Source organism: Mucilaginibacter sp. (genome assembly GCF_965277465.1).
Classification (GTDB): domain Bacteria; phylum Bacteroidota; class Bacteroidia; order Sphingobacteriales; family Sphingobacteriaceae; genus Mucilaginibacter.
Window position 1 is genome coordinate 1,064,748 of the sequence record NZ_CBDICW010000002.1, and the last position, 22,232, is coordinate 1,086,979.

The 22,232-nt window shown below is 40.8% G+C and carries 22 protein-coding genes; 5 read left to right on the forward strand and 17 right to left on the reverse strand.

The features are described from left to right. Positions 1-110: 110 nt before the first annotated feature. The 4 genes from cysS to ACQY4U_RS17110 all read left to right on the forward strand — a co-directional run bounded on the left by cysS (position 111) and on the right by ACQY4U_RS17110 (position 6,159). Positions 111-1,574: a cysteine--tRNA ligase gene (gene cysS / locus ACQY4U_RS17095; RefSeq protein WP_428330665.1), complete on the forward strand. Its 1,464-nt coding sequence runs from the start codon at positions 111-113 to the stop codon at positions 1,572-1,574. A 127-nt stretch (positions 1,575-1,701) separates the two neighbouring features. Then, on the forward strand, positions 1,702-2,574 hold the full coding sequence (locus ACQY4U_RS17100) for a hypothetical protein (RefSeq protein WP_428330666.1): 873 nt from the start codon (positions 1,702-1,704) through the stop codon (positions 2,572-2,574). A 191-nt stretch (positions 2,575-2,765) separates the two neighbouring features. Further along, the gene (locus ACQY4U_RS17105) at positions 2,766-2,951 is read left to right on the forward strand and encodes a hypothetical protein (RefSeq protein ID WP_428330667.1); all 186 of its coding nucleotides are present in this window, start codon (positions 2,766-2,768) and stop codon (positions 2,949-2,951) included. Positions 2,952-3,129: 178 nt separating this feature from the next. Continuing rightward, complete coding sequence (locus ACQY4U_RS17110; RefSeq protein WP_428330668.1) at positions 3,130-6,159, forward strand: glycosyltransferase family 117 protein; 3,030 nt, start codon at positions 3,130-3,132, stop codon at positions 6,157-6,159. A 70-nt stretch (positions 6,160-6,229) separates the two neighbouring features. Here ACQY4U_RS17110 and ACQY4U_RS17115 read toward each other — a convergent pair whose 3' ends face one another. The 11 genes from ACQY4U_RS17115 to ACQY4U_RS17165 all read right to left on the reverse strand — a co-directional run bounded on the left by ACQY4U_RS17115 (position 6,230) and on the right by ACQY4U_RS17165 (position 15,796). After that, positions 6,230-7,090 carry a hydroxymethylglutaryl-CoA lyase gene (locus ACQY4U_RS17115; RefSeq protein WP_428330669.1) on the reverse strand — a complete coding sequence of 287 codons (861 nt, stop codon included), beginning with the start codon at positions 7,088-7,090 and terminating at the stop codon, positions 6,230-6,232. A gap of 1 nt (position 7,091) precedes the next feature. Continuing rightward, positions 7,092-8,225 carry a glutathionylspermidine synthase family protein gene (locus tag ACQY4U_RS17120; protein ID WP_428330670.1) on the reverse strand — a complete coding sequence of 378 codons (1,134 nt, stop codon included), beginning with the start codon at positions 8,223-8,225 and terminating at the stop codon, positions 7,092-7,094. 3 nt (positions 8,226-8,228) lie between these two features. Beyond that, the gene (locus tag ACQY4U_RS17125; protein WP_428330671.1) at positions 8,229-8,513 is read right to left on the reverse strand and encodes a hypothetical protein; all 285 of its coding nucleotides are present in this window, start codon (positions 8,511-8,513) and stop codon (positions 8,229-8,231) included. A gap of 5 nt (positions 8,514-8,518) precedes the next feature. Next, the gene (locus ACQY4U_RS17130) at positions 8,519-8,836 is read right to left on the reverse strand and encodes a hypothetical protein (protein ID WP_428330672.1); all 318 of its coding nucleotides are present in this window, start codon (positions 8,834-8,836) and stop codon (positions 8,519-8,521) included. A gap of 140 nt (positions 8,837-8,976) precedes the next feature. Continuing rightward, positions 8,977-9,252 (reverse strand): hypothetical protein, encoded by a 276-nt coding sequence (locus ACQY4U_RS17135; RefSeq protein ID WP_428330673.1) that lies wholly within the window; start codon positions 9,250-9,252, stop codon positions 8,977-8,979. Between the two features lie 60 nt (positions 9,253-9,312). Continuing rightward, positions 9,313-10,626, reverse strand: a complete 1,314-nt coding sequence (locus ACQY4U_RS17140) for an NAD(P)/FAD-dependent oxidoreductase (protein WP_428330674.1) — start codon at positions 10,624-10,626, stop codon at positions 9,313-9,315. A gap of 89 nt (positions 10,627-10,715) precedes the next feature. After that, a complete protein-coding gene (gene secDF / locus ACQY4U_RS17145; RefSeq protein ID WP_428330675.1) occupies positions 10,716-13,697 on the reverse strand; it encodes a protein translocase subunit SecDF in 2,982 nt (993 codons plus the stop codon). 189 nt (positions 13,698-13,886) lie between these two features. Further along, positions 13,887-14,384, reverse strand: coding sequence for a dihydrofolate reductase (locus tag ACQY4U_RS17150; protein WP_428330676.1), 498 nt, complete (start codon positions 14,382-14,384; stop codon positions 13,887-13,889). A gap of 7 nt (positions 14,385-14,391) precedes the next feature. Beyond that, positions 14,392-14,760: a type II toxin-antitoxin system death-on-curing family toxin gene (locus ACQY4U_RS17155; protein ID WP_428330677.1), complete on the reverse strand. Its 369-nt coding sequence runs from the start codon at positions 14,758-14,760 to the stop codon at positions 14,392-14,394. Next, entirely contained in the window at positions 14,757-14,945 is a 189-nt protein-coding gene (locus ACQY4U_RS17160) for a hypothetical protein (protein ID WP_428330678.1), read from the reverse strand. The genes ACQY4U_RS17155 and ACQY4U_RS17160 overlap by 4 nt, the downstream gene beginning before the upstream one ends. A gap of 29 nt (positions 14,946-14,974) precedes the next feature. Next, positions 14,975-15,796 (reverse strand): thymidylate synthase, encoded by an 822-nt coding sequence (locus ACQY4U_RS17165; RefSeq protein WP_428330679.1) that lies wholly within the window; start codon positions 15,794-15,796, stop codon positions 14,975-14,977. A 214-nt stretch (positions 15,797-16,010) separates the two neighbouring features. Between ACQY4U_RS17165 and ispE the strand changes: the two genes are divergently transcribed. Continuing rightward, a complete protein-coding gene (gene ispE, locus ACQY4U_RS17170) occupies positions 16,011-16,814 on the forward strand; it encodes a 4-(cytidine 5'-diphospho)-2-C-methyl-D-erythritol kinase (protein WP_428330680.1) in 804 nt (267 codons plus the stop codon). A gap of 18 nt (positions 16,815-16,832) precedes the next feature. Here the strand turns inward: ispE and ACQY4U_RS17175 are convergent, their stop codons facing one another. From ACQY4U_RS17175 to tgt, 6 genes are all read right to left on the reverse strand, one after another. Next, the gene (locus ACQY4U_RS17175; protein WP_428330681.1) at positions 16,833-17,720 is read right to left on the reverse strand and encodes an NAD(P)-dependent oxidoreductase; all 888 of its coding nucleotides are present in this window, start codon (positions 17,718-17,720) and stop codon (positions 16,833-16,835) included. Positions 17,721-17,725: 5 nt separating this feature from the next. Beyond that, positions 17,726-18,004 (reverse strand): hypothetical protein, encoded by a 279-nt coding sequence (locus ACQY4U_RS17180; protein ID WP_428330682.1) that lies wholly within the window; start codon positions 18,002-18,004, stop codon positions 17,726-17,728. Between the two features lie 223 nt (positions 18,005-18,227). Next, the gene (locus ACQY4U_RS17185; RefSeq protein WP_428330683.1) at positions 18,228-18,374 is read right to left on the reverse strand and encodes a hypothetical protein; all 147 of its coding nucleotides are present in this window, start codon (positions 18,372-18,374) and stop codon (positions 18,228-18,230) included. A 620-nt stretch (positions 18,375-18,994) separates the two neighbouring features. Beyond that, positions 18,995-19,900, reverse strand: a complete 906-nt coding sequence (locus ACQY4U_RS17190; RefSeq protein ID WP_428330684.1) for a DMT family transporter — start codon at positions 19,898-19,900, stop codon at positions 18,995-18,997. Further along, positions 19,900-21,006: an LptF/LptG family permease gene (locus ACQY4U_RS17195; RefSeq protein ID WP_428330685.1), complete on the reverse strand. Its 1,107-nt coding sequence runs from the start codon at positions 21,004-21,006 to the stop codon at positions 19,900-19,902. The genes ACQY4U_RS17190 and ACQY4U_RS17195 overlap by 1 nt, the downstream gene beginning before the upstream one ends. Next, positions 21,007-22,137: a tRNA guanosine(34) transglycosylase Tgt gene (tgt, locus tag ACQY4U_RS17200; RefSeq protein WP_428330686.1), complete on the reverse strand. Its 1,131-nt coding sequence runs from the start codon at positions 22,135-22,137 to the stop codon at positions 21,007-21,009. Positions 22,138-22,232 lie beyond the last annotated feature (95 nt).

A 22,232-nucleotide genomic window follows, 5' to 3' on the forward strand; every position in this document is an offset into this window, starting at 1 on the left:
TTGTAAATTATAAAAGCTACCTGCTAATAATAGGGTATAAACCTATATCCTTTTCTATTCACCTTTTGCGTTTTACTTTAGCTTTCACCTTAAAACTGTAAGTTTGCCACATGGAACAAAATTTATTTGTTTACAATACTTTATCACGCAAAAAAGAAAAATTTGAACCGTTAAATGCTCCGCATGTGGGTATGTATGTTTGCGGTCCTACTGTTTACAGTGATGTTCACATGGGCAATTGCCGCACTTATATTTCTTTCGATCTGATATTCAGGTATCTTACACACTTAGGTTACAAGGTGCGCTATGTACGCAATGTTACCGATGCCGGCCATTTAGAAGGTGATGCCGGTGATGAGGGTGAAGATAAGATCTCGAAAAAAGCCAAGCTTGCACATTTGGAGCCTATGGAAATAGTACAGAAGTATACTGTAGGCTTTCATGAGGTGATGCAGATATTAAATGTATTGCCGCCAAGCATTGAGCCAACTGCCACAGGCCATATTATTGAGCAGATTGAACTGGTAAAGCTGATACTTGAAAAAGGCTATGCTTATGAGGTCGATGGCTCTGTTTATTTTGATGTTGAAAAATACAACAACAGGCAGGATTATGGCATACTAAGCGGCCGTAACCTTTATGATCTTTTAACCAATACCCGTACACTTGGGGGCCAGGACGAAAAACATGGCAAGCTTGATTTTGCCCTGTGGATAAAAGCTAAGCCCGAGCATTTAATGAAATGGCCTTCGCCATGGGGAGTTGGCTTTCCGGGCTGGCATTTGGAATGTTCGGCCATGAGCAACAAATATTTAGGTGAGCAATTTGACATTCACGGTGGCGGCCTTGATCTGGTGCCTACGCACCACACCAATGAGATTGCCCAAAACGTGGCATCGTGCGGTAAAAACCCGGCAACCTATTGGATCCATACCAATATGCTTACGGTTAACGGGCAAAAAATGTCAAAATCATTAGGGAACAGCTTTTTACCGCACGAATTATTTTCGGGCGATAATGCTATCCTCAATAAAGGCTATAGCCCCATGACGGTGCGGTTTTTTATGCTGCAGGCTAACTACCGCAGCACGCTTGATTTTGGTAACGACGCCATCGAAGCATCAGAAAAAGGCTTTAAAAGACTCATGAACTCATACGGGTTGCTTGAAAATTTAAAACCTTCTGCCACAACTGATGTTGATGTACAGGCATTGCTTGAGCGTTGCTATGCTGCCATGAATGATGACTTTAACAGTCCGGTATTAATTGCCGAACTTTTTGAGGCATCGCGGATCGTTAATTCGGTACAGGATGGTAAGCTGAAAATAGATGCCGGCAACCTGGAACTGTTAAAAAGCCTGATGAATACATTTATTGAGGATGTTTTGGGTTTAAAAAATGAGCAGGCGGCAAATGATGATCTGCCTAAAATATTAAACCTGATTGTTACTTTAAGGAACGAAGCAAAAACAAATCATGATTATGCCACATCTGATAAAATCAGAAATGGGCTTCAACAAATTGGTTTTCAGCTAAACGACAGTAAAGAAGGTACTAACTGGAGTAAAATTTAATTGTTGAAATTACGTTATATAACATCACAAGGTCAAAAAATAATAACATCACTTATTTGAGCCTTCCTTTATCACGCAACGCAAAAAAAATTATTATTAATTTGCCGCGATTATCTATTGAAAAAAAATGAAAAGAATATTACTTGCTGTAGCTGTTTTAATTAGTTTAAACAAAGTAGCACAGGCACAAACGGCACACGCCGACGTAAATACAGTAGTTGAAGCCGAAAAAGACTTTAATAAATTAGTAGAACGTAAAGGAATAAAGGGTGGCTTTTTATCAGTTGCTGATCCGGAAGGGATTGTCTTTAAACCCGATGCTATAAACATTACTCAGTTTTATAATAGTATTGACAGGCAGGCAGGATCATTAAAATGGGTGCCTAATTTTGCACGTATTTCTGTAAACGGCGACCTGGCTTTTACTGCCGGCCCTTATGTATATCAAAATGGTAAAAGCGATACTGATAAGGTATATGGTGATTATGTTTCACTTTGGCGCTTAGATAGCGAAGGCAAGCTTAAATTGCTGATGGACCTTGGTGTACAGCACCCTGAGCCTGAGCAGGAGGCAATAACTGATTTTAAAAACCCGGCGGATACTGCTAAGCAAACAGCTCCCAGCAAAGATCCTTTTAACGGTAAAAAAATTATCCTTACCACTGATGAATTGCTGAATCACTCGTTATCAATCTCAACCATTGCTACTTATAAAGAGTTTTTAAGCCTGGAGGGCAGATACTATTTCCCCGGTTTTGAGCCGATGATAGGGCAGGAGAAGATTATGAAGTTTGTTAGTAACGAAGGCATATCTATTACTGCCGAAACTACTAATGCAGGCCGCTCAACCAGTAACGACCTGGCTTATACTTACGGCAAGGCCAGGATAAAAAAAGGTAACGTGGTAAGCAATTACAACTACGTACGCGTTTGGGAAATTGACGCAACCCATAAATGGAACGTATTGCTTGAAGCGTTTTCGGCCATTGAGAACGAATAAGTTTTAATCATCCCAAATAAAAAATAACATCAGCCGGTATAATATATACCGGCTTTTTTGTGCCTGTTAATTCAACTCAATTGCGCAATTTTTTTTATTTGCCTGTATGTTAATAAAATGATTATTGTTGATAACATTTAAGCAACAGTATACAACCTTTAGCCGTACAAGGGCATACTAAAACCTATTTAATGGCAGATCTGAATAAATTTATAAGGTCAAAAGAAAGAATAGCCGAGCTCCTTAAGCAATTATCGCATAATCAAAAAGGCGATAAATATTCGTCATCCTATATTACTGACCTGGAAAGATCAATTAAAATACTGGATAACAAGATGCAGGAATTTAAGAACAATGAGAACATGAACGACAGGTAACCCCTGGTTGTTATTGATCATTCATTGCCTGTACAGGATAGCCCAATGGGTTGTCAATTGTTAAAATTCCTGTTATTTTAGTTAAAGTATGTTAACAGGTGTTAAATCCCGGCGGGGTTTAAAAAATAACATGGAAATTGTAGTAAAAATTTGAAAAAAACTTTACCTCTCAATTTCCATGCAGTACAAAAAGATCAATAACCTGTTAGGCTGGCTATGTTTTTCAATAGCAACTGTAACCTACATCTTAACCCTCGAACCATCCGTTAGCTTTTGGGATTGCGGCGAATTTATTTCGTGTGCCTACCGTTTACAGGTATCGCACCAGCCGGGTTACCCATTGTTTGCTATGCTGGGCAAAGCATTCTCGCTCTTATCCTTAGGCGACCATACCAAAGTACCTTATTTTACCAATATGATGTCGGCACTGGCAAGTGGTGCAACCATTATGTTCCTTTTCTGGACTATTACAGCATTGGCTAAAAAGCTGCTGGCTAAAAAAGCAGCGGTTTTAGACAATCAGCACATCAGTCTTATTATGGCGGCAGGCCTGGTAGGTGCGCTGGCATTTACCTATACCGATACCTTTTGGTTCTCAGCTGTTGAAACCATTGTATTTGCGCTATCATCATTATGTACGGCGGTGGTGTTTTGGGCCATACTTAAATGGGATGCCCATGCCGATGAAGCTGCTGCCGATAAATGGATTGTATTAATAGCTTATGTGGTGGGTTTATCAATAGGTATTCACCTGTTAAACCTGTTAACCATACCTGCCATTGCTATGGTATATTATTTTCGCAGGTATAAAAATATTACGGTTAAAAATGGAGTTATCGCCTTTTTAAGCAGCCTGGTTATTTTGGGTTTGGTGCAATTTGGTATCAGGGGTTACACCGTTTACTTTGCGGCCTGGGCCGATTTCTTTTTCGTAAACTCCATGGGCATGGGTTTTGGCAGCGGGGCTGCCGTGTTTTTCATGCTATTATTTGGTGGGATAGCTGCAGGCATTTGGTACAGCATCCGCAATAAAAAGCCTTTACTAAACCTGGCACTTTTATGTGTGGCCTTTATTTATTTTGGCTACAGCTCATTTGTTTATATTCCTATCAGGGCATCGGCCAATACCGATCTTAATAATTCGCATCCTGATAATGCCTTTACCCTGTACAGCTATTTAAACCGTATTCAGTATGGCGAAACGCCTCTGCTTTCGGGCCCGTATTTTGATGCCAAAATTGTAGACGAAAAAGAGAAAGGCAATATCTACCAAAAAGGAAAAACCGAATATGAAAAGGCCGGTAAAAAGCTTGATTATATTTATGACCATACCACGCTGCTGCCACGGATGTGGTGCACAGAATCAGACCAGTACTATGCCCAAAACGTTCAGTTTTATAAGCAATGGCTGCAAATGGCCGATGGGCAGGCACCCACCTTTGCCGATAACATGAAATGGATGTTTAGCTGGCAAATATATCAAATGTACATACGTTACTTTTTATGGAACTTTGTTGGCCGTTACAATGAAATGGATGGGCAGCAAAGTACTGCCGACGTTAACGGGAACTGGACGAGCGGCATTTTTGATGGTGGTAAACATCTGCCCAAATCAATACTGAACGGCACTAATTATGCGCCTTTATATGCCTTGCCGTTTGCATTGGGTTTGTTTGGCGCAGTGTATCATTTCAGGCGTAAAAAAAGGGATGCACTGGTTATTGCGCTGCTTTTCTTTTTTACCGGGATAGCCATAGTATTATATGTTAACCAAAATTCTATTCAGCCACGCGAGCGCGATTACTCGTACGTAGGCTCATTTTATGCCTTTGCTATTTGGATAGGGCTGGGGGTAATTGCCATAGCCGAAATTGCCCGCAAATGGGTAACCCTCAGGGTGGCAACAATTGGTTCGTTCGCTTTGTGTATGCTGGCCGTACCGGTGCTTTTAGCTGTTAAAGAATGGAAAGGACATGACCGGTCGACCAAAACCGTAGCCCATGATATGGCTTATAATTACCTGATGTCGTGCCCTAAAAATGCTATCCTGTTCACCAATGCCGATAATGATACTTATTCTTTATGGTATGATCAGGAGGTGGAAGGCATCAGGCCCGATGTACGTATTGTATGTATGAGCCTGTTCAGCGGCGATTGGTATATCCACCAGATGCAGGGAAAAATGAACCAGTCGGCTCCGCTGCCTATAACTTTAGCATACGATAAGTATAAGGCAGGCGTGCGAGATGTAATGTATTATAACGATGCAAAAATACCGGGCTCAGTGGAGATAAAAGATGTGTTTGAATTCCTGACATCAGATAATGAGCAAACCAAAGCGGAGTACCAAAGTGGCGAGAAGCTTAATTACCTGCCAACTAAAAACTTTAAATTAACCGTTAATGCTGATGATGTAGTTAATAACGGCGTAATAAGTGCCGATCAAAAAAGCCGCTTAGCCAGTGCCATGGAATGGAAGTATACCTCTAACTATGTTACCAAAGATAACCTGGCCATGATGGATATACTGGCCCATAACAACTGGAAACGGCCATTATGCTTTACCACCACAATGGGGCAGGAGAGTATGTTCGGCCTGCAATCGTACCTGTACAAGGAAGGCTTTGTTTATCATTTGATCCCTTTTAAAACGGATACTTCTGCAATTGAGCAGGGCTCAAAAACCAATAGCCTGGTAATGTATAACAATGTAGTTAATAAATTTAAGTTCGGTAATTATAAACATGCAAAGTATCTGGACAATGTTGCCAGTACCCAATTTTACCTTAATATGGAAAATACCTTCGGTGATTTAGCACAGGGGCTGATGAAAGACGGGCACCGCGACCTGGCTTTAAAGGCTATTCATAAATTTGATGAGCAAATGCCGGATATTAACCCCGATATTGATACCGCAACCCATAAGTTTTTCCTTGCAGCTACCGCCTACAAACTTGATGATAAAGCTTTAGGAAACAAATATATAAAAAGTTTAGATGGTTTTGTGACTGATCAGCTGGATTATAACTACTACCTGCTTCAAAACAATAAAGATGGGATAGACCTGCGTACCGTGCAAATAGGTGTACAATTATTGAACAGCATGGCCGATACCACAAAAAACAGTGGAGAACCAGCGTTAAGTAACCAATTGCAGGCGCAGCTAAAAGATTATGAGAATAAGTTTGCCGCTTTACAAAGCAGGTAAGGTTTTTTTGTAAAACCCATTTTGATATTTCTTATCAGGTCAGCTTTGAATTTGTTGAAGCTGATCTGATTTAACTAAATACTTTGCCGGAGTAGGCCATAGCTTGCTGAAATTTAGCCAAATTAAGGCCTGTAAGCTCGTTTTGTGATTCAAGGTATCCTATTAAGTTTTCGGTAGCGATGTTGCCTGTAAGCTCATCTGTGGCCATTGGGCAGCCGCCATATCCTTTTATGGCTGTATCAAAACGCTTGCAGCCGCTTTGGTAAGCAGCAGCTATCTTATCCTGCCAGGCATCAGGGGTAGCATGCAGGTGGATCCCGAATTCAGTTTCCGGGTATTCGCGGCAAAGCATGGGGTAAATCTCACTTATTTGGTTTGGTGTAGCAATGCCTATGGTATCGGCCAGGGCAATGGTTTTAATACCTTCTGCTATTAGTTTTTCGGTCCAGTGCTGTATAATATCAACATTCCAGTCATCTCCGTAAGGGTTACCAAAACCCATTGACAGGTATACCAACAGTTGTTTATCACTTTGGCCGCAAAGTGCATTGATCCGCTTTACCGTATCAAATGATTCATCTATCCCTGCGTTTGTATTGCGCTTTTGAAAAGTTTCTGATATGGAGAAGGGGAAACCTAAATAGGTAATCTCCTTGTGTTTGGCAGCATCTTCGGCACCGCGGTAATTGGCTATAATGGCCAATAACTTTGATTGGGTATTACCCATATCCAGCATTTGCAAAACAGCTGCTGTATCCTGCAACTGCGGGATGGCTTTTGCCGAAACAAAACTGCCAAAATCTATGGTATCAAAACCTACCTGTAACAGCAGGTTGATATAAGCAGCCTTTATTTCGGTTGGGATAAACTGGTGCATGCCCTGCATGGCATCACGCGGGCACTCGGTTATTTTTATTGCTGCTGTTGCCATTTTATAAAATCAAATGCGGTACAAACCGGCTCAGGTTATCGGTTATTAAACCATTTGCCTCTCTAATGCCCATCCCTGCCGGCTCCTGTCCAATTACCCAGCTTCCTATCACCGGGAAGTTTCCGTCAAAGTTGGGTAATTTACACAACTCCTGGAATATAAAACCTTCGGCTCCATATTCACCATCCGAGCTGGCAATCAATTTTTCATTTTCGATGATGGTAATGTTCGTTCCCTCACGCGATAGAAAAGGTTTTTTTACATAATCCTTTAAATTGCTGCGGGTAAAATAAGCTGCCAGCAAATTCTTATGATAAGGGAATAACTGCCAAAGTATAGGTAATATAGCCTTGTTACTTAATATCATTTTCCACGATGGTTCAATCCAGCAGGCTTTCAAAGTATCTGTCACTAAGTTTTTGCCGAAAGCTTCGTTCACCATCCACTCATAGGGGTACAGCTTAAAAATATTCTTTATCGGGTTGTTATCAAGGTCCACAAAATAGCCGTTGTTATTATCCCAGCCAATATCTTCAATATAAATAAAGGCTGTTTCAAGGCCGCCCTGCATGGCGCAATCCTGTAAGTAGGCGGTGGTGGTAAAATCTTCCAAAACATCCTTTACACAGGTAAAATACAGCTTGTCAGCATATAAATAATCCTTCAGGTATTTCCAGTAGGCTATCAGTTTTTCATGGATCGAATTAAACTGGTCCTTCGGTTCATCAAAATCCTTTAACCAAAACCATTGCACAATTGATGCTTCGAACAAAGAGGTAGGGGTATCGGCATTAAATTCAAGCAGCTTGGGGTCGGTATGGCCATCATAACAAAAATCAAACCTGCCATATATAGCCGGGGCATCATTATTCCAGGTATCAATTACGTGGGAGGCCATAAACTGCGGGATCCTGAACTGCTCAAAAAGGTTATTGTCTATCACATGCTGTACGGCTTGCAGGCACATATCCCAAAGCTCGGCAGTTGCACTTTCAATCTTTTCAATTTCTTTTATGGTAAAGGAATAATAAGCAGATTCATCCCAGTAAGGCACATCTGCCGTGTGGAAACCAAAGCCCAGGGCTTCAACGGTTTGCTGCCAGTTATTGCGGGCATTTATAGCTATTCTCTGCATAATTTAGGATGATACATGAAATCCTTCTGATCCGCCAAAGCCACCACGGGTTACGCTGGGTTCTGCGGTATGTACAATTGAGTTGGAGTAACCCTGCCGCATATAATAGCCGCCATAAAAGGTGCCATATGGTCTGAAAATATAATAGCCATGATAGCCCGGGGTTGCACGGGTATAATACCCGGACGAATCGGTGCGTAAATACAACCTGTTTTGTTCAGGCTGTTTACGGCCGCAGCCTAAAAGGCCTGTTACCAAAACCAGCGAAATAACTTTTGATTTTTTCATGCTGCTTATTTTACGGTAACATAAAACTCGTATTCCTTTTTTACCTTAACATCCTTGGTATCGCCGTTATCATTCTCACCCTCGGTATAAAGTGAGCCTAATGCCGGAACGGTATCTTTTTTGTTAAACTCGCGCACCTTAACACCTTTGCGCCATACGGTATAGTGAGTGGTTACCTGTTCCTGTAACGAATCAATATGCGCGGTGCTTAAGGATACTTCAATGCTGCCATTTTTGTTCACTTCTTTTGCCTGGTCTTCATTATCGTCACAGGCGGCCAATAGTAAAACAAGTATACATCCAATAGGTAAAAATAATTTCATTGATATGGTTTATTAAAACAGTTTGACTTGGTTTTGCACCAAATGTTACTGCTTGTTGCGATAAGCAAGGGTTTATATTACAAACATACGCCTGTAAATGGGTTTAAACAATATAGTGCAGTTTTAAATTGAGGCTTATATTACGACCCTGAATGGCTGTAATGCCCAAAAAAGCCAAAGCCGCCACGGCGGGCAGTCGGGGGGAAAAAGCCGCCACTACTTACCCTGCGGCCTGATGAGGTATCAAGAGCACTGTAGTAACCTACAGGCTCAATATGGTTACTTTTAAAGGTTTTTTTTACTGTTGATCTGGTATAGAGGCTGTTTAATTTGTGGGCAACATTTGCCTGGCTGGTATTGCCGGCGCCTAATAAGCCGGTAATTAACACCAGCTTAATGGTTTTTGATTTCTTCATGGTTAACTAAGTTAGGGGGTAAATAGTTAATCAATTTTAGCAAAAAAATATGGCTTTGCATTAAACTTTGTCTTTTAGCTCATTTTTATTTTTCGGGGCATCATCTTTTTCAAAACGCTTTATAATCAGCCTGCTGCCGCCGTTAAAACTAATATAACTGGCTATCCAGTTTACAAACACAATGATCTTGTTCCTGAAACCTAAAAGGGAAATAAGGTGTACAAACATCCAAATCAGCCAGGCAAAAAATCCCTGGAACTTTATTTTACCTAAATCAGCCACCGCCTTGTTGCGGCCTATGGTAGCTAACGAGCCTTTATCGTTGTATTTGAATGGTGTGTTGGCTTCGCCGTTAAGTGTTTGTAAAATAGTTTCGCCAACATACTTGCCCTGCTGTATGGCTACCTGTGCCACGCCCGGGTGCCCTTTTGGGGTATCGTCGGTTATCATGGCAGCAACATCGCCTATGGCAAAAATATTTTCACTGCCTTCTATGCGGCAGTTGGCATCAACCTTAATTTTATTACCACGCACAATCAAATCCTTATTAACGCCATCAGGTATAACACCCATTACCCCGGCAGACCAGATCACATTTTTGGTGCGGATACTTTTACCTCCTTCAAATTTTATCTCTTCGCCATCGTAACTGTCAACCTTAACGCCAAGCATTACCTCCACACCCATATCTTTCAGGAAGCGTGTAGCTCCCTTTGAGGCCTCGTCAGACATTGGGCCTAACACCTTTGGCAAAAAATCAACCAGGTAAACCTTCATATCCTCCTTTTTTAATTCAGGATAATCTTTGTGGAGGATATTGTTACGGATCTCGGCCAGTGCCCCTGCAAGCTCAACGCCGGTAGGGCCGGCACCCACCAATACAAATGAAAGGTACGGCTCCCTGTCGTCCTTATTAGGCAGCAGTGTTGCCTGTTCAAGGCTTTGCAAAATACGGTAACGTAAATTCAATGCCTCTGGGACTGATTTCATGGGCAGGGCAAATTTTTCAATCTCCTTATTGCCAAAGAAATTGGTGGTTGAGCCCGTTGCTATCACCAGGTAATCATAAGCAACCTCGCCTATGGTAGTTTCAATGGTATTGTTTTCAGGATTTACCTTTGATACCTCGGCAATTTGAAAGCGGAAGTTTTTTTGACTTGAAAAGTTTTTGCGTAGCGAAAAGCCAATAGATTCGGCCTCAAGGCTCCCGGTTGCTACCTGGTATAAAAGTGGCTGAAAGGTATGGTAATTGTGCTTATCAAGCATCAATACATCTACAGGCTTATCTTTAAGTTTTGCTGCAACCTGTAAGCCGCCAAAGCCGCCGCCTATAATTACAACCTTCGGGAACTTTGCATTATCCTTTACATTCATACAATTGTGCTTAAATCAATTAGCAAACATATTTAAAACAAAAAAGGCCCCAAATGTTCTTTGGGGCCTTTGAAATAATTGAATATTTTTTATTTCAGATCTTTTTTCCCAAAGTCGATAATTACCGGGGTAGCAACGCAAATTGACGAGTATGTGCCAAAACATACACCGATAAGCAATGCGAATGAGAAACCACGGATAACATCACCACCGAAGATGAACAGTACCACCAAGATCAGTAATACAGTTAAAGCTGTGATAATGGTACGGCTTAATGTATTGTTAATGGCATCGTTAATTACTGTTTTAGGATCATCAGTTTTTGCATGGTGCAGGTTAAGGAATTCACGGATACGGTCAAATACAACCACGGTATCATTAATAGAGTAACCTATAACTGTTAATATTGCTGCAATAAATGATTGATCAATATCAAGCGAGAACGGAAGTACATCCTTAAATAAGGTAAAGAATGATAATACCATTAACGCATCGTGCGCAGTTGCAATCATAGCACCTAAGCTGAACTGCCATTTACGGAAACGTATAAAGATGTAAGCAGAGATAATAATGATAGCGAAGATCACTGTTAACCATGCTGATTTTTTTAAGCCGTTAGCGATAGTAGGGTCAACTTTTTGTGAGCTTACTATGTTAGCTTTTGTAATGTGTGTTTCTGGCTTGGTATCTAATGCTTTTATTAAAGCAACCCTTACCTTGTCATCAACATTTGGCGAATTATCATTGATCAGGTATTTGGTAGTGATGCTTAGCTTATCGGTACCAAAGGTTTTAACCTCGTTACCTTCGCCTAAGTTTTTATTAACTATTTCACGTACAAAATCAGGATTAACTTCTTTGCTGTCAAATTTGATAACATACGTATGCCCGCCAACAAAGTCAACACCATAGTTAAAGCCTTGTGTTGCCATTGAAACCAAGCCTGCCAAAATGAACAAGCCCGAGAATATATAGAACTTGAAACGGTTTTTAACAAACGCGTAGTTAGCATTTTTGAAGGTATGTGAGCTCCAGGGATTTGAGAACTTAATATCCCATCCTTTTTCTAACATATATTCAAATATCAACCTCGAGATCAGTAATGAACAGAATAATGAAGTGATGATACCAATCATTAAAGTGATTGCAAAACCTTGGATAGTTCCTGTACCGAAAACAAATAATATTAAACCTGTTAGGAAAGTACTGATGTTTGAATCGAGGATAGATGATAATGCATGATTAAAACCATCGGTAATGGCTATGCGGATAGATTTGCCTAAAGCAAGCTCTTCACGTACACGCTCATAGATCAATACGTTGGCATCAACCGAGATACCGAGCGTGAGCACTATACCTGCAACACCCGGCATGGTTAACACAGCACCAAGGCTGGTTAAAACACCCATCAGGAAGAAGATGTTGATAATAACGGCAACAACAGCTACAGTACCACCGCGGTTGTAATAAGCTATCATAAACACCAATACTACCAATAAACCTACAACGCTTGATATTAAACCTGCGTGGATAGCTTCCTGACCTAATGACGGACCTACAACTGCTTCGGCAACAATGTGAGCCGGAGCCGGTAAACGGCCTGCTTTTAATACGTTGGCTAAATCCTTTGCCTCTTCAACCGTAAAGTTACCTGAGATAGAAGATATACCACCAGAGATCTCGTTTTGAACAGCAGGGGCAGAGTAAACGTTATCATCCAAAACAATAGCGATTGATTGCTTATTGTTAAGATCAGCAGCAGCTGCTGCTGTAACGTTACGCCATTTCTGTGCACCGTCTGAGTTCATCACCATAACAACCTCTGGGCTGCCTTTTTGATCAACATCGTTACGGGCATCAGTTATTACATCACCTGCTAACACAGGGCCGTTTTCGGCACCTGCAAGTTTTATAGCGTATAATTCAAAAATCTTTGTTTTATCCATTGGTTTTACCGACCAAAGGAATCTCATGCTTTGCGGTATTACTGCTTTTACTTCGGGGCTTTGCAGGTATTTGTTAACCATTGCAGTGTCCTTAAGTTCGGCACGGCCTACAATAGGGCCCGGCGCTAATTCACCCTGACCATTTTGGCCTTGATACATCAGTGGTTTTAAAACACTGAATAAAGGGTACTGATCATTAAACTGTGATTTGCCTGCTAACGCTGAGGTATCCTTAGCACCGCTTTTTTGAACTTTATTTAATAACGATAAAGCACCTTTGTTTTTGCTGGTGTCTGCCTTGTCAGCAACAGCAGCAGTTTTATCGGCAGCTTTAACGGTATCCTTTTTGGTTGTTTTTATTTTTGCGGCAATAATTCCGTTAATGTTTGAAAGCAACTGGTAAACCTGGCGATTATCATAAGTTTGATAAAACTCAAGCTTTGCAGTACCCGATAAAAGTTTACGTACGCGTTCCGGCTCTTTTACACCCGGTAACTCAATCAAAATACGGTCAGTTCCTTTTTGTAATTGAATGTTTGCGTTTGCAACACCAAACTGGTCAATACGTGTATTAAGGATAGTGTATGATTGCTGTACAGCTACACTTGCCTGATCTTTCAGATAAGATTCAACTTCGCTGTTGGATGCGTTGAACTTTAAGTGATCCTGGTTATCTTTTGTTGAAAAGATAGCAGCAAGCTTACCTGTAGGGTTAAGCTTTTCGTATTCGTTAACAAATAACGTGATGTAATCAGTCTGGCTGGTTATAGCATCAGTTGATGCAGCAGCAAGTGCCTGGTTAAATACAACATCGTTGTTATTGTTAGCTAACTTTTTTACCAGCTCGTTCAACGAGATCTGCATGGTAACGCTCATTCCACCTTCAAGGTCAAGACCCAAGGCTAACTCTCTTTGTTTAACGTACTGATAATCGTGTTTAAAGATCGGATAGACCGGCAGTGTTGAAACAGAATCCAGATAAACCTTTAATTTCGCAGTATCGCCTTTAGAATGTACCAGCGCATCATTTTCAACTTTATGGGCTACCCATGTAAATGAAAGCTGGTATAAGCATACTATTGCCAGCAATATGGCGAAAAATTTGACAACCCCTTTACCTTGCATTTTGAATTATAATATGTAATTAATTAGTTTATACGCATTTTAAATAAGACGGCAAATCTAATAAAATTTCCTAAGCATGAAATTTTTAATTAAAACAAAATCAAACAGCATTTGTAAACCGCAAACAGCACTGTTTATGCCTGTAATTTGTGAATTTAACTTATTGATATTTAGTTAAATAAATTACGCTTAATATTCTGCTTTTACTGTTCTTTGATAAGTAATAAAGGAGTAAGGTATTGAATTTTTCTCGTCCGGCTCATGATCCTCGCGCAAAACCTCGTTCCATTCCTGCGCGTTAATTTCGGGGAAAAAGGTGTCGGCTTCAAACGTTTTGTGTACTATGGTAAGGTATATCCTGTCTGTCAGGTGCATGGCTTGTTTATAGATCTCCGCACCGCCAACAATAAAGGCTTCTGCTTCATGTTTACACAAAGCAACTGCGGCTTCAATTGAGCTCACTACCTCGCAGCCTTCAATATGGATGTTTTGCCTGGTAACAATGATGTTGCGGCGCTTTGGCAAAGGCTTGCCAACAGATTCGTAGGTTTTGCGGCCCATAATAACGGTATGCCCGCTGGTAATATCTTTAAAGTGTTTAAGATCATTAGGCAGGTACCACAATAATTTATTGTCTTTACCTATGGCGTGGTTCTCTGAAATGGCAACTACTATGGTTAAGGTCATTGGGTTGTTATAAGTTATCTTTTATCCAGCTTTTTATTTCTTCAATTCTATATTCACCTTTACTTGCAGCAATGGTCATGTCGTACTTCTCGTCTTGCGTAGCCGAAATATCATAATCATACTCAAGCAGTGTAATACGCATCAGTAAATAGGCTATACGTTTGTTGCCATCAATAAAAGGGTGGTTTATTATTAAGCTTTCAAAAATTGCTGCTGCTTTTTCAATAGGTGTAGGGTATAGTTCAAGTTGATCAAAAGTTGCAAAAGGTCTGGCAAGTGCTGCAATTAATGCACCTTCATCTCTTAATCCTTTGCTACCACCAAAATTATCTATTAAAATATTGTGGAATTTAATGGCGTTAAGGAAGTCTATCATTGAGCAAGGCGTTCAAAAAGCTCCTTATCCTCTGCCAGTATTTTTTTTAAATTGTTATTAAGTTTTATCTGGTCAGATGACTGGTGCTGAACCTGCTTTAAATAGTTGAGTATTTCGGGTAGTATATTTTCAGGTACTTCATCCAGTACTTTTTGTATCGCAGTCTTTACTTCAATCGCTGTCATACACAAATTTAGTAAATCTTTAAATTATATTAGACAGCCACGGCTCCTTTAATATGCGGCCATGCATCATAGTTTTCCAATGTGAAATCTTCAAACTTAAATTGAAAAATATCTTTTACGTCCGGGTTGATCTTCATGGTTGGCAGCGGGCGTGGTTCGCGGCTTAACTGCAGTGCCGCCTGCTCCAGGTGGTTGTTGTAAATATGGGCATCGCCAAAGGTGTGTATAAAATCGCCATAGTCTAAATCGCAAACCTGCGCCATCATCATGGTGAGCAGTGCATAAGATGCAATGTTAAACGGAACGCCTAAAAATATATCGGCACTGCGCTGGTACAACTGGCACGATAGCTTACCACGTGTTTCGCCCTTTGAGGCATCAGCAGGTGCAACATAAAACTGGAACAGGCTATGGCAGGGCGGCAGCGCCATTTCATTAACATCGGCAACGTTCCATGCCGATACCATCATGCGGCGCGAATCAGGATTGTTTTTGATTTGGTTAACTACCTGGGTTATCTGGTCAATATGGCCGCCATCGGGTTTTGGCCATGATCGCCATTGGTAACCGTAAACGGGGCCAAGGTTGCCATCGGCATCGGCCCACTCGTCCCAGATGCGAACGCCGTTATCTTTTAAATATTTAATGTTGGTATCGCCCGTTAAAAACCAGATCAGCTCGTGGATGATTGATTTAAGGTGCAGCTTTTTGGTGGTCACCATTGGGAAGCCGTCCTGTAGGTTAAAACGCATCTGGTAGCCAAATACACTTATAGTTCCTGTTCCGGTACGGTCATGCTTTTGAGCACCGGTTTCCATTACATGGCGCATTAGGTCGAGATACTGTTTCATTTTTGGGTTGATTGAATTGATAGGGCAGATCAGACTACAGTAAACGCACCTGAGCCCGCACGGTCAGCAAAATATAAGTGCAAATAAAAATAATCTAATTTGTGAAACCTACTGATGTGCAAAAATAGGGCTTTGTTAATGATTCCTAATTATAAAGAACATGATAACTTTACCAGCTATTGTGGCATAAGGCACAATTAACAAACTTGAACGCATGATCATATTTCCAAACGCGAAAATAAATATAGGCCTTAACATAATTGAACGCCGGGATGATGGCTACCATAACCTGGAAACTATTTTTTATCCCATCAAAATAAATGATGCGCTGGAAATTGTTGAAGCTGATAAGCTGAGCTTTGAATCCACAGGGTTAGAAATTCCGGGCAGGGTAGAAGACAACCTTTGCGTTAAAGGCTATCACTTGCTGAAAAAGGATTTTGATATACCGCCGGTAAAAATTCATCTGCATAAAAATATTCCAATCGGCGCAGGGCTTGGCGGCGGCTCTTCAGACGCTGCTTTTTTTATCCGCCTGTTAAATCAGAATTTTGAGTTGGGATTGACCGACGACCAAATGATAAGCTATTGCCGTAAGTTAGGTGCCGACTGTGCATTCTTCATAAAAAATAAACCGGTATTTGCTTTTGAAATGGGCGACGAGTTTGAACCCATCAGGCTCGATCTGTCGAACTATAAAATTGTGCTGGTAATGCCACCTGTACATGTATCAACCGGCGAGGCCTATGGCGGGGTAAAACCAACGCCGGTAAAAGACTCATTAATGGAGCTGATTGATAAACCGGTTACGGAATGGAAGCGATTTATTAAAAATGATTTTGAAGCCTCGGTATTTAGTAACCATCCGTTGATAAGAGGGGTTAAGGCATCGCTTTACGAAGCCGGTGCATTGTACGCCAGCATGAGTGGGAGCGGGGCATCTGTTTTTGGCATATTTGATAAAACACCCGATCTGTCTGCCATAGCAGAAACAAACCAGGTGTTTACAGATCTGTAAATCCGGATAGAATAATTTTTAAACGCCGGCATCTTCCGCAACGCCGCGGGCTACGCCCTCAACCCAGTCACTTTCGCCCCAGCCTTTGGCAACGGCCGTTAATAAGCGGTTGTGAAGCGTTGTTGCAACGGGCATTGGTGTTTCACTCTGTTGCGATAGTTTAAAGGCCAGGCGCGCGTCCTTATATCCTAATTTTGATTTAAAACCTACGGGCTCATATTGCTTGTTGGCAATCAGCTTTCCGTAGTTTTGAAAAATGGGGGCGTTGAATAAAGTGGAGCCAAAAAACTCGGCCACTTGCAGCCTGTCTAATCCATTCTTTTCGGCAAGGGTATAAGCTTCTGCCATTATCTCCATCGATGCCATGATCATAAAATTTCCGGCAACTTTAACAACATTGGCGCCGCCTGCATCTTCGCCAAAATCAACAATGCCCTGGCCCAAATTTTCAAGCACAGGTTTCGCGATTTCTTTAGACTGCGGATCGCCCGAAATACATACCCAAAGCTTCTTTGCGGCCGCAGCTTCCGGCCGGCCAAAAACAGGGGCGGCAAGGTAACTGCTCCCTGCATTCTGGTGGTGCTTAGCCAGCTCCTTTGCAGTGTCAGGAGCGATGGTGCTCATGGAGATGTGCAGGGCGTTTTTGGGTAGCTTTTTAAGGATGCCTTCACAGCCTAAAACTACCTCTCTCAATACCTCGTCATCTGATAGCATGGAGATGATGATCTGCACGCCATCGGCGGCCTCTGCCGGGGTTTTGCATTTGGTTATAGATGCCGGGTTAAGTTCATCGGCCTTGTCTAAACTGCGGTTATAAACCTGTAGATGATAGCCCGCGTTGATCAGGTTTTTTGCAATGGGCATACCCATGTTTCCAAGCCCTATAAATCCTATTGTGTTGTTCATGTTTATTAGTTAATGTATTCTTTGTCTTCGTCACTTAGTGTACTGGAATTTGGGGTGTCTGTATTGCTGTCGGTAAAGTCACCTCCCAGGCGTTTGATCTTTTTAGGGCGGCCAACAAGTACGCCAATAATAAAGGCTACAATGGCCACTAATAAAAGCATCACTAATTTCGACATCCAGAAGGTAGCCCACAAAATCTGGAAATTTACCTTGCCGGTATTTTGCATGAGCACTATGGTGAACAGTACCGTGATCAGTACAATGATGATTGTTTTTATACGCATGATACTTGGGTTAACATTTAATACAATATCCGGTTTTTAAATTGCTAATAAAAGCGCTCCGTAAATTAGGCTGATATTTTTAATGGGCGAGGAGCGGGGTGTCATTAACAATAAAATTCAATTTTAATAAAAGGAGAGCGATCATATTTTAACAGGATATGCTTCATCCAGATTTTGCAGCCCATTTTGAATGGTGATGACGGTCTCCGGATTTTCATTGACTTTATCTTTCTATTTTTTTCTTAAGAATTTCTTCTGATACTTTTTCAGTTTTACGACTTGTTTTTTCCTTCCGTTTTTCAGAAACACCTGTATTATTTCGCCGCTCAGGAGTGCTGAGAATTTTTGATTTTTTAAATCTGGTATACATAAACTCAAAAATGAGCCTTTTTGAAAAAAAAAGAAATTTTATTATCTCTGTACACTTAGTCAGTTTATGCCTCCAAAATGACATATATAGACTTTTTGTTTATTTAATTTAGTTTAAATAGCTGATTATTAGATTATAATAATCATTTAAATGCCTTAATACTTTGAAATGCTAATTTATTTAGTATTTTATGGTTTAATGAAAATAGAAATTGTTAAATTTTTAATTGTTATAAACTTCATATATATCTGATTTATATATAATTATATTTTTTAATTAAAATGATTTATTTATTTATATTTTCAAAATTAGTCTATTTTTTGTTGTGAATCGAGGTATTTGATGCTTGCATCGGGTTTGATTTTCAATACACTTAGTTTAAGTGTTAAAAATCCTCAAATTTCAACGATAAATATTTTTACAGGAAGAAATGCGTCCGGAAATTATAATGGCTTATATGGGCTTAAAATGCAAAATATGCTTGCCGTGTTTTGCCCCTACCCTTATGGGTTTTGGGCTATTATGGGGATGATATTATAGAAATACCGATATTGGTACAGCCTTCAAAAAGGTGTGCAATGTGTGAGATGCTGTTAATATGAATGGAGATTAGCGCTGCATTATGCGCGCTCTTTATGCCTGGCAATTCGCTTTTGGGCAACCGGGAAAAGGAAGATGGTAGACAGGATCAGCAGGGCACCAACCCAGAATCCACCGGTCATTTTATTCATATCACCAAAAAAAACAAAGGACATGATGATACCATAAACAGGTTCTAAATTGGTGATGAGGGCTACCCGGAAGGCAGTAAGTTCGCGCATTACCGATACCCCTGCAACGTAGGCAAGCGAGGTGCAGATGGTGCCCAGGATAAGTAAATAGCCAATGTCGGTACCCTTTAAAATCATGGAGTGGTTAAAGCCATGCGTACACAAAAGGTAAACGGTGGTCCACAAAAATGCTCCTGAAAGTTCGTAAAAAGCTATTACCGGGGCTTCGTTTTTTTGTATGAAGCGTGAGTTTATGATAGAAAAAAGGCTGGCAAATACAGCACTACTTAAGCCGGCTATAATGCCCTTAGTGTATTGTGTTTCGAATTTAAAAATCAAAATTATGCCGGATATGATCAGGGCGCCTACCAATATCTCTAATTTTGAAATTGATTTTTTATTGATCAGCGGTTCAAATATTGCCGTAAATAAAGTGATGGATGAGAGGCATACCAACGTTACTGAAACGGTTGAAAGCTTGATGGCAGCGAAGAATAATATCCAGTGGCCGCCCACCAAAGCGCCTGTAAAAAGCATTTGAAAGAAGGTAACTTTATTAACCCTGAACGCTGTTTTATTGAACTTAAAATAGAGGAATAATGATACCGATGCAATGAGTACACGGTACCAAACAAGGCTTACTGCTGATATGGTTATGAGCTGCCCCAATATGCCTGTAAAGCCCCAGATAAATACCGTGAAATGTAAAATGATCAGGTTTTTATTTAATGCTGAAGGGGCTTTTCCTGGGCTCATTACTTAGGTGCTTTTGACAGTAAATATAGCCCAACTATCCCAAATAAACCATTGGGTAAACAGACCGCTATTAATGGTGAAAGGCTGCCTTTTACCGCAAAAACCAGGGCAAAACGATCAACCACGATGTAGGTAAAACAGAGAAAAATACCTATCCCCAGCGGCAGTCCGATACCCCCGCGCACCTTTCTGGATGAGATTGAAACCCCAATTAAAGTGAGTACGTAGGAGGAGAGCGGGTACACAAAACGCCGGTATTTTTCGTACAGCATTTCCTTTAAAGCACCCGTTCCGCGTATCTCTTCTTTGATGATATTTTTGTTCAAATCGCGGGTTGACATCGCCGTATAAACATTATCGTATACCACAAAGTCGGTTGGGCGCATGTCTAAAACGGTATCTTTTTGTTTATTTGTACTGTCAACCCACTTCTCCCGCAAGCCGTTTACATACTTAATGGTATAGCTTTTTATGGTCCAAACTTTCTTTAATGAGTCGAAAGTAATGGAGTTTGCGTACAGCTTTTCTCTTAGTTTATCGCCATCAAACTTCTCCATAATAAACTGGAAACCGGTGTGGCTGCTGGCCTCAAATGATTGTACATAAACAAACGTGCGCTTATCAAGCTGGATGTGAACTTCGGTTTTTGCCACATCATCGCTGTTAAAAGAGTGCGAGTTTTCGAAGGTTATTTTTAGCTTATTGGTATACGGAATAAGGTAAATATTTGCAAAAAGCGATACCACAAATATCAATGTGGCACAAAGAAAATAGGGCCTTAAAAAACGGTTAAAGCTGGCCTTGCTGCTTAATATCGGTACAATTTCTGTTTGGTTGGCCATCTTGGCCGTGAAGTAAATTACCGCCAGGAAATTAATCAGTGGCGATAATAAATTCATGTAAAAGGGGATAAACCCGGCATAATATTTAAAGGCGATCTCCTCTAAAGTGGAGTGGTTTTTCAGGAAGTTATCAAGGTGTTCTGATATATCAAAAACTACCGTTATTACCACAAAAATACCCAGGGTAAACACAAAGGTGCCCATGTATTTTTTGATGATATACCAGTCAATAGTTTTTAAATACCTGCCTAAAATCGCCTTCATTTACAATCTTTGTCCTAAACGGTTAACCATTATATTTTTCCAGTTATAAAACTCGCCTGTAATTATCTTTTTACGGGCCTCTTTAACCAGCCATAAGTAAAAATGCAGGTTATGTAAGGTAGCTATTTGCGCGCCTAACATCTCGCCCGAATGTATTAAATGGCGCAGATAGGCTTTGGTATACACTTTATCGGCAAACAGGTCGCTGTCGTCCTCAATGGCCGAAAAATCGTTCTTCCACTTTTCATTTTTGATGTTTATAATGCCGTTTTTGGTAAAAAGCATGCCGTTGCGGGCATTACGGGTTGGCATTACACAATCAAACATATCAATCCCCAGGGCTATGTTTTCCAAAAGGTTAATAGGTGTACCTACACCCATTAAATAACGCGGTTTATGCTCTGGTAATATATTACATACCACTTCTGTCATGGCGTACATTTCTTCGGCAGGCTCTCCAACTGATAAACCACCGATTGCATTGCCCTCACGCTCAAAAGAGGCAATTACCTCTGCTGATCTAACTCTGAGGTCTTTATAAACAGAGCCCTGTACAATAGGGAACAGGGTTTGGTTATATCCATATTTAGGCTCCGTAGTGTCAAACCTGTCGCAGCAGCGTTTTAGCCAGCGATGGGTCATTTCAATTGAGCGGCGCGCGTAGTTATATTCGCAGGGGTAGGGGGTACATTCATCAAATGCCATTATAATATCGGCACCTATAACCCGCTGAATATCCATCACATTTTCGGGTGTAAACAAGTGTTTTGATCCATCAATGTGCGAGCGGAAGGTAACGCCTTCCTCCTTTATTTTTCTAACCTCTGATAAGGAATACACCTGGTAGCCACCGCTATCAGTTAATATAGGGCCTTCCCAGCCGTTAAAACGATGCAGGCCGCCGGCGCTTTCAATAGTATTAAGGCCTGGCCTTAAATATAAATGATAGGTATTACCTAAAATTATTTGTGCCTGAACATCATTTTTAAGCTCGTGCTGGTGTACGGCTTTTACCGTTCCAGCGGTACCAACCGGCATAAAAATAGGTGTTTCTATAGTTCCGTGATCCGTAGTGATCTCGCCCGCGCGGGCTTTTGAAAGCGGATCTTGTGCTGTTAAGTTAAATTTCATTATTAAGGATGCAAAATTAACAAATAAAGCGAGTTACTTGTAATAGGTTGCAGTAGTTATATAGTTGTAACAGGTTAAAGTATATGTTAGCCCTT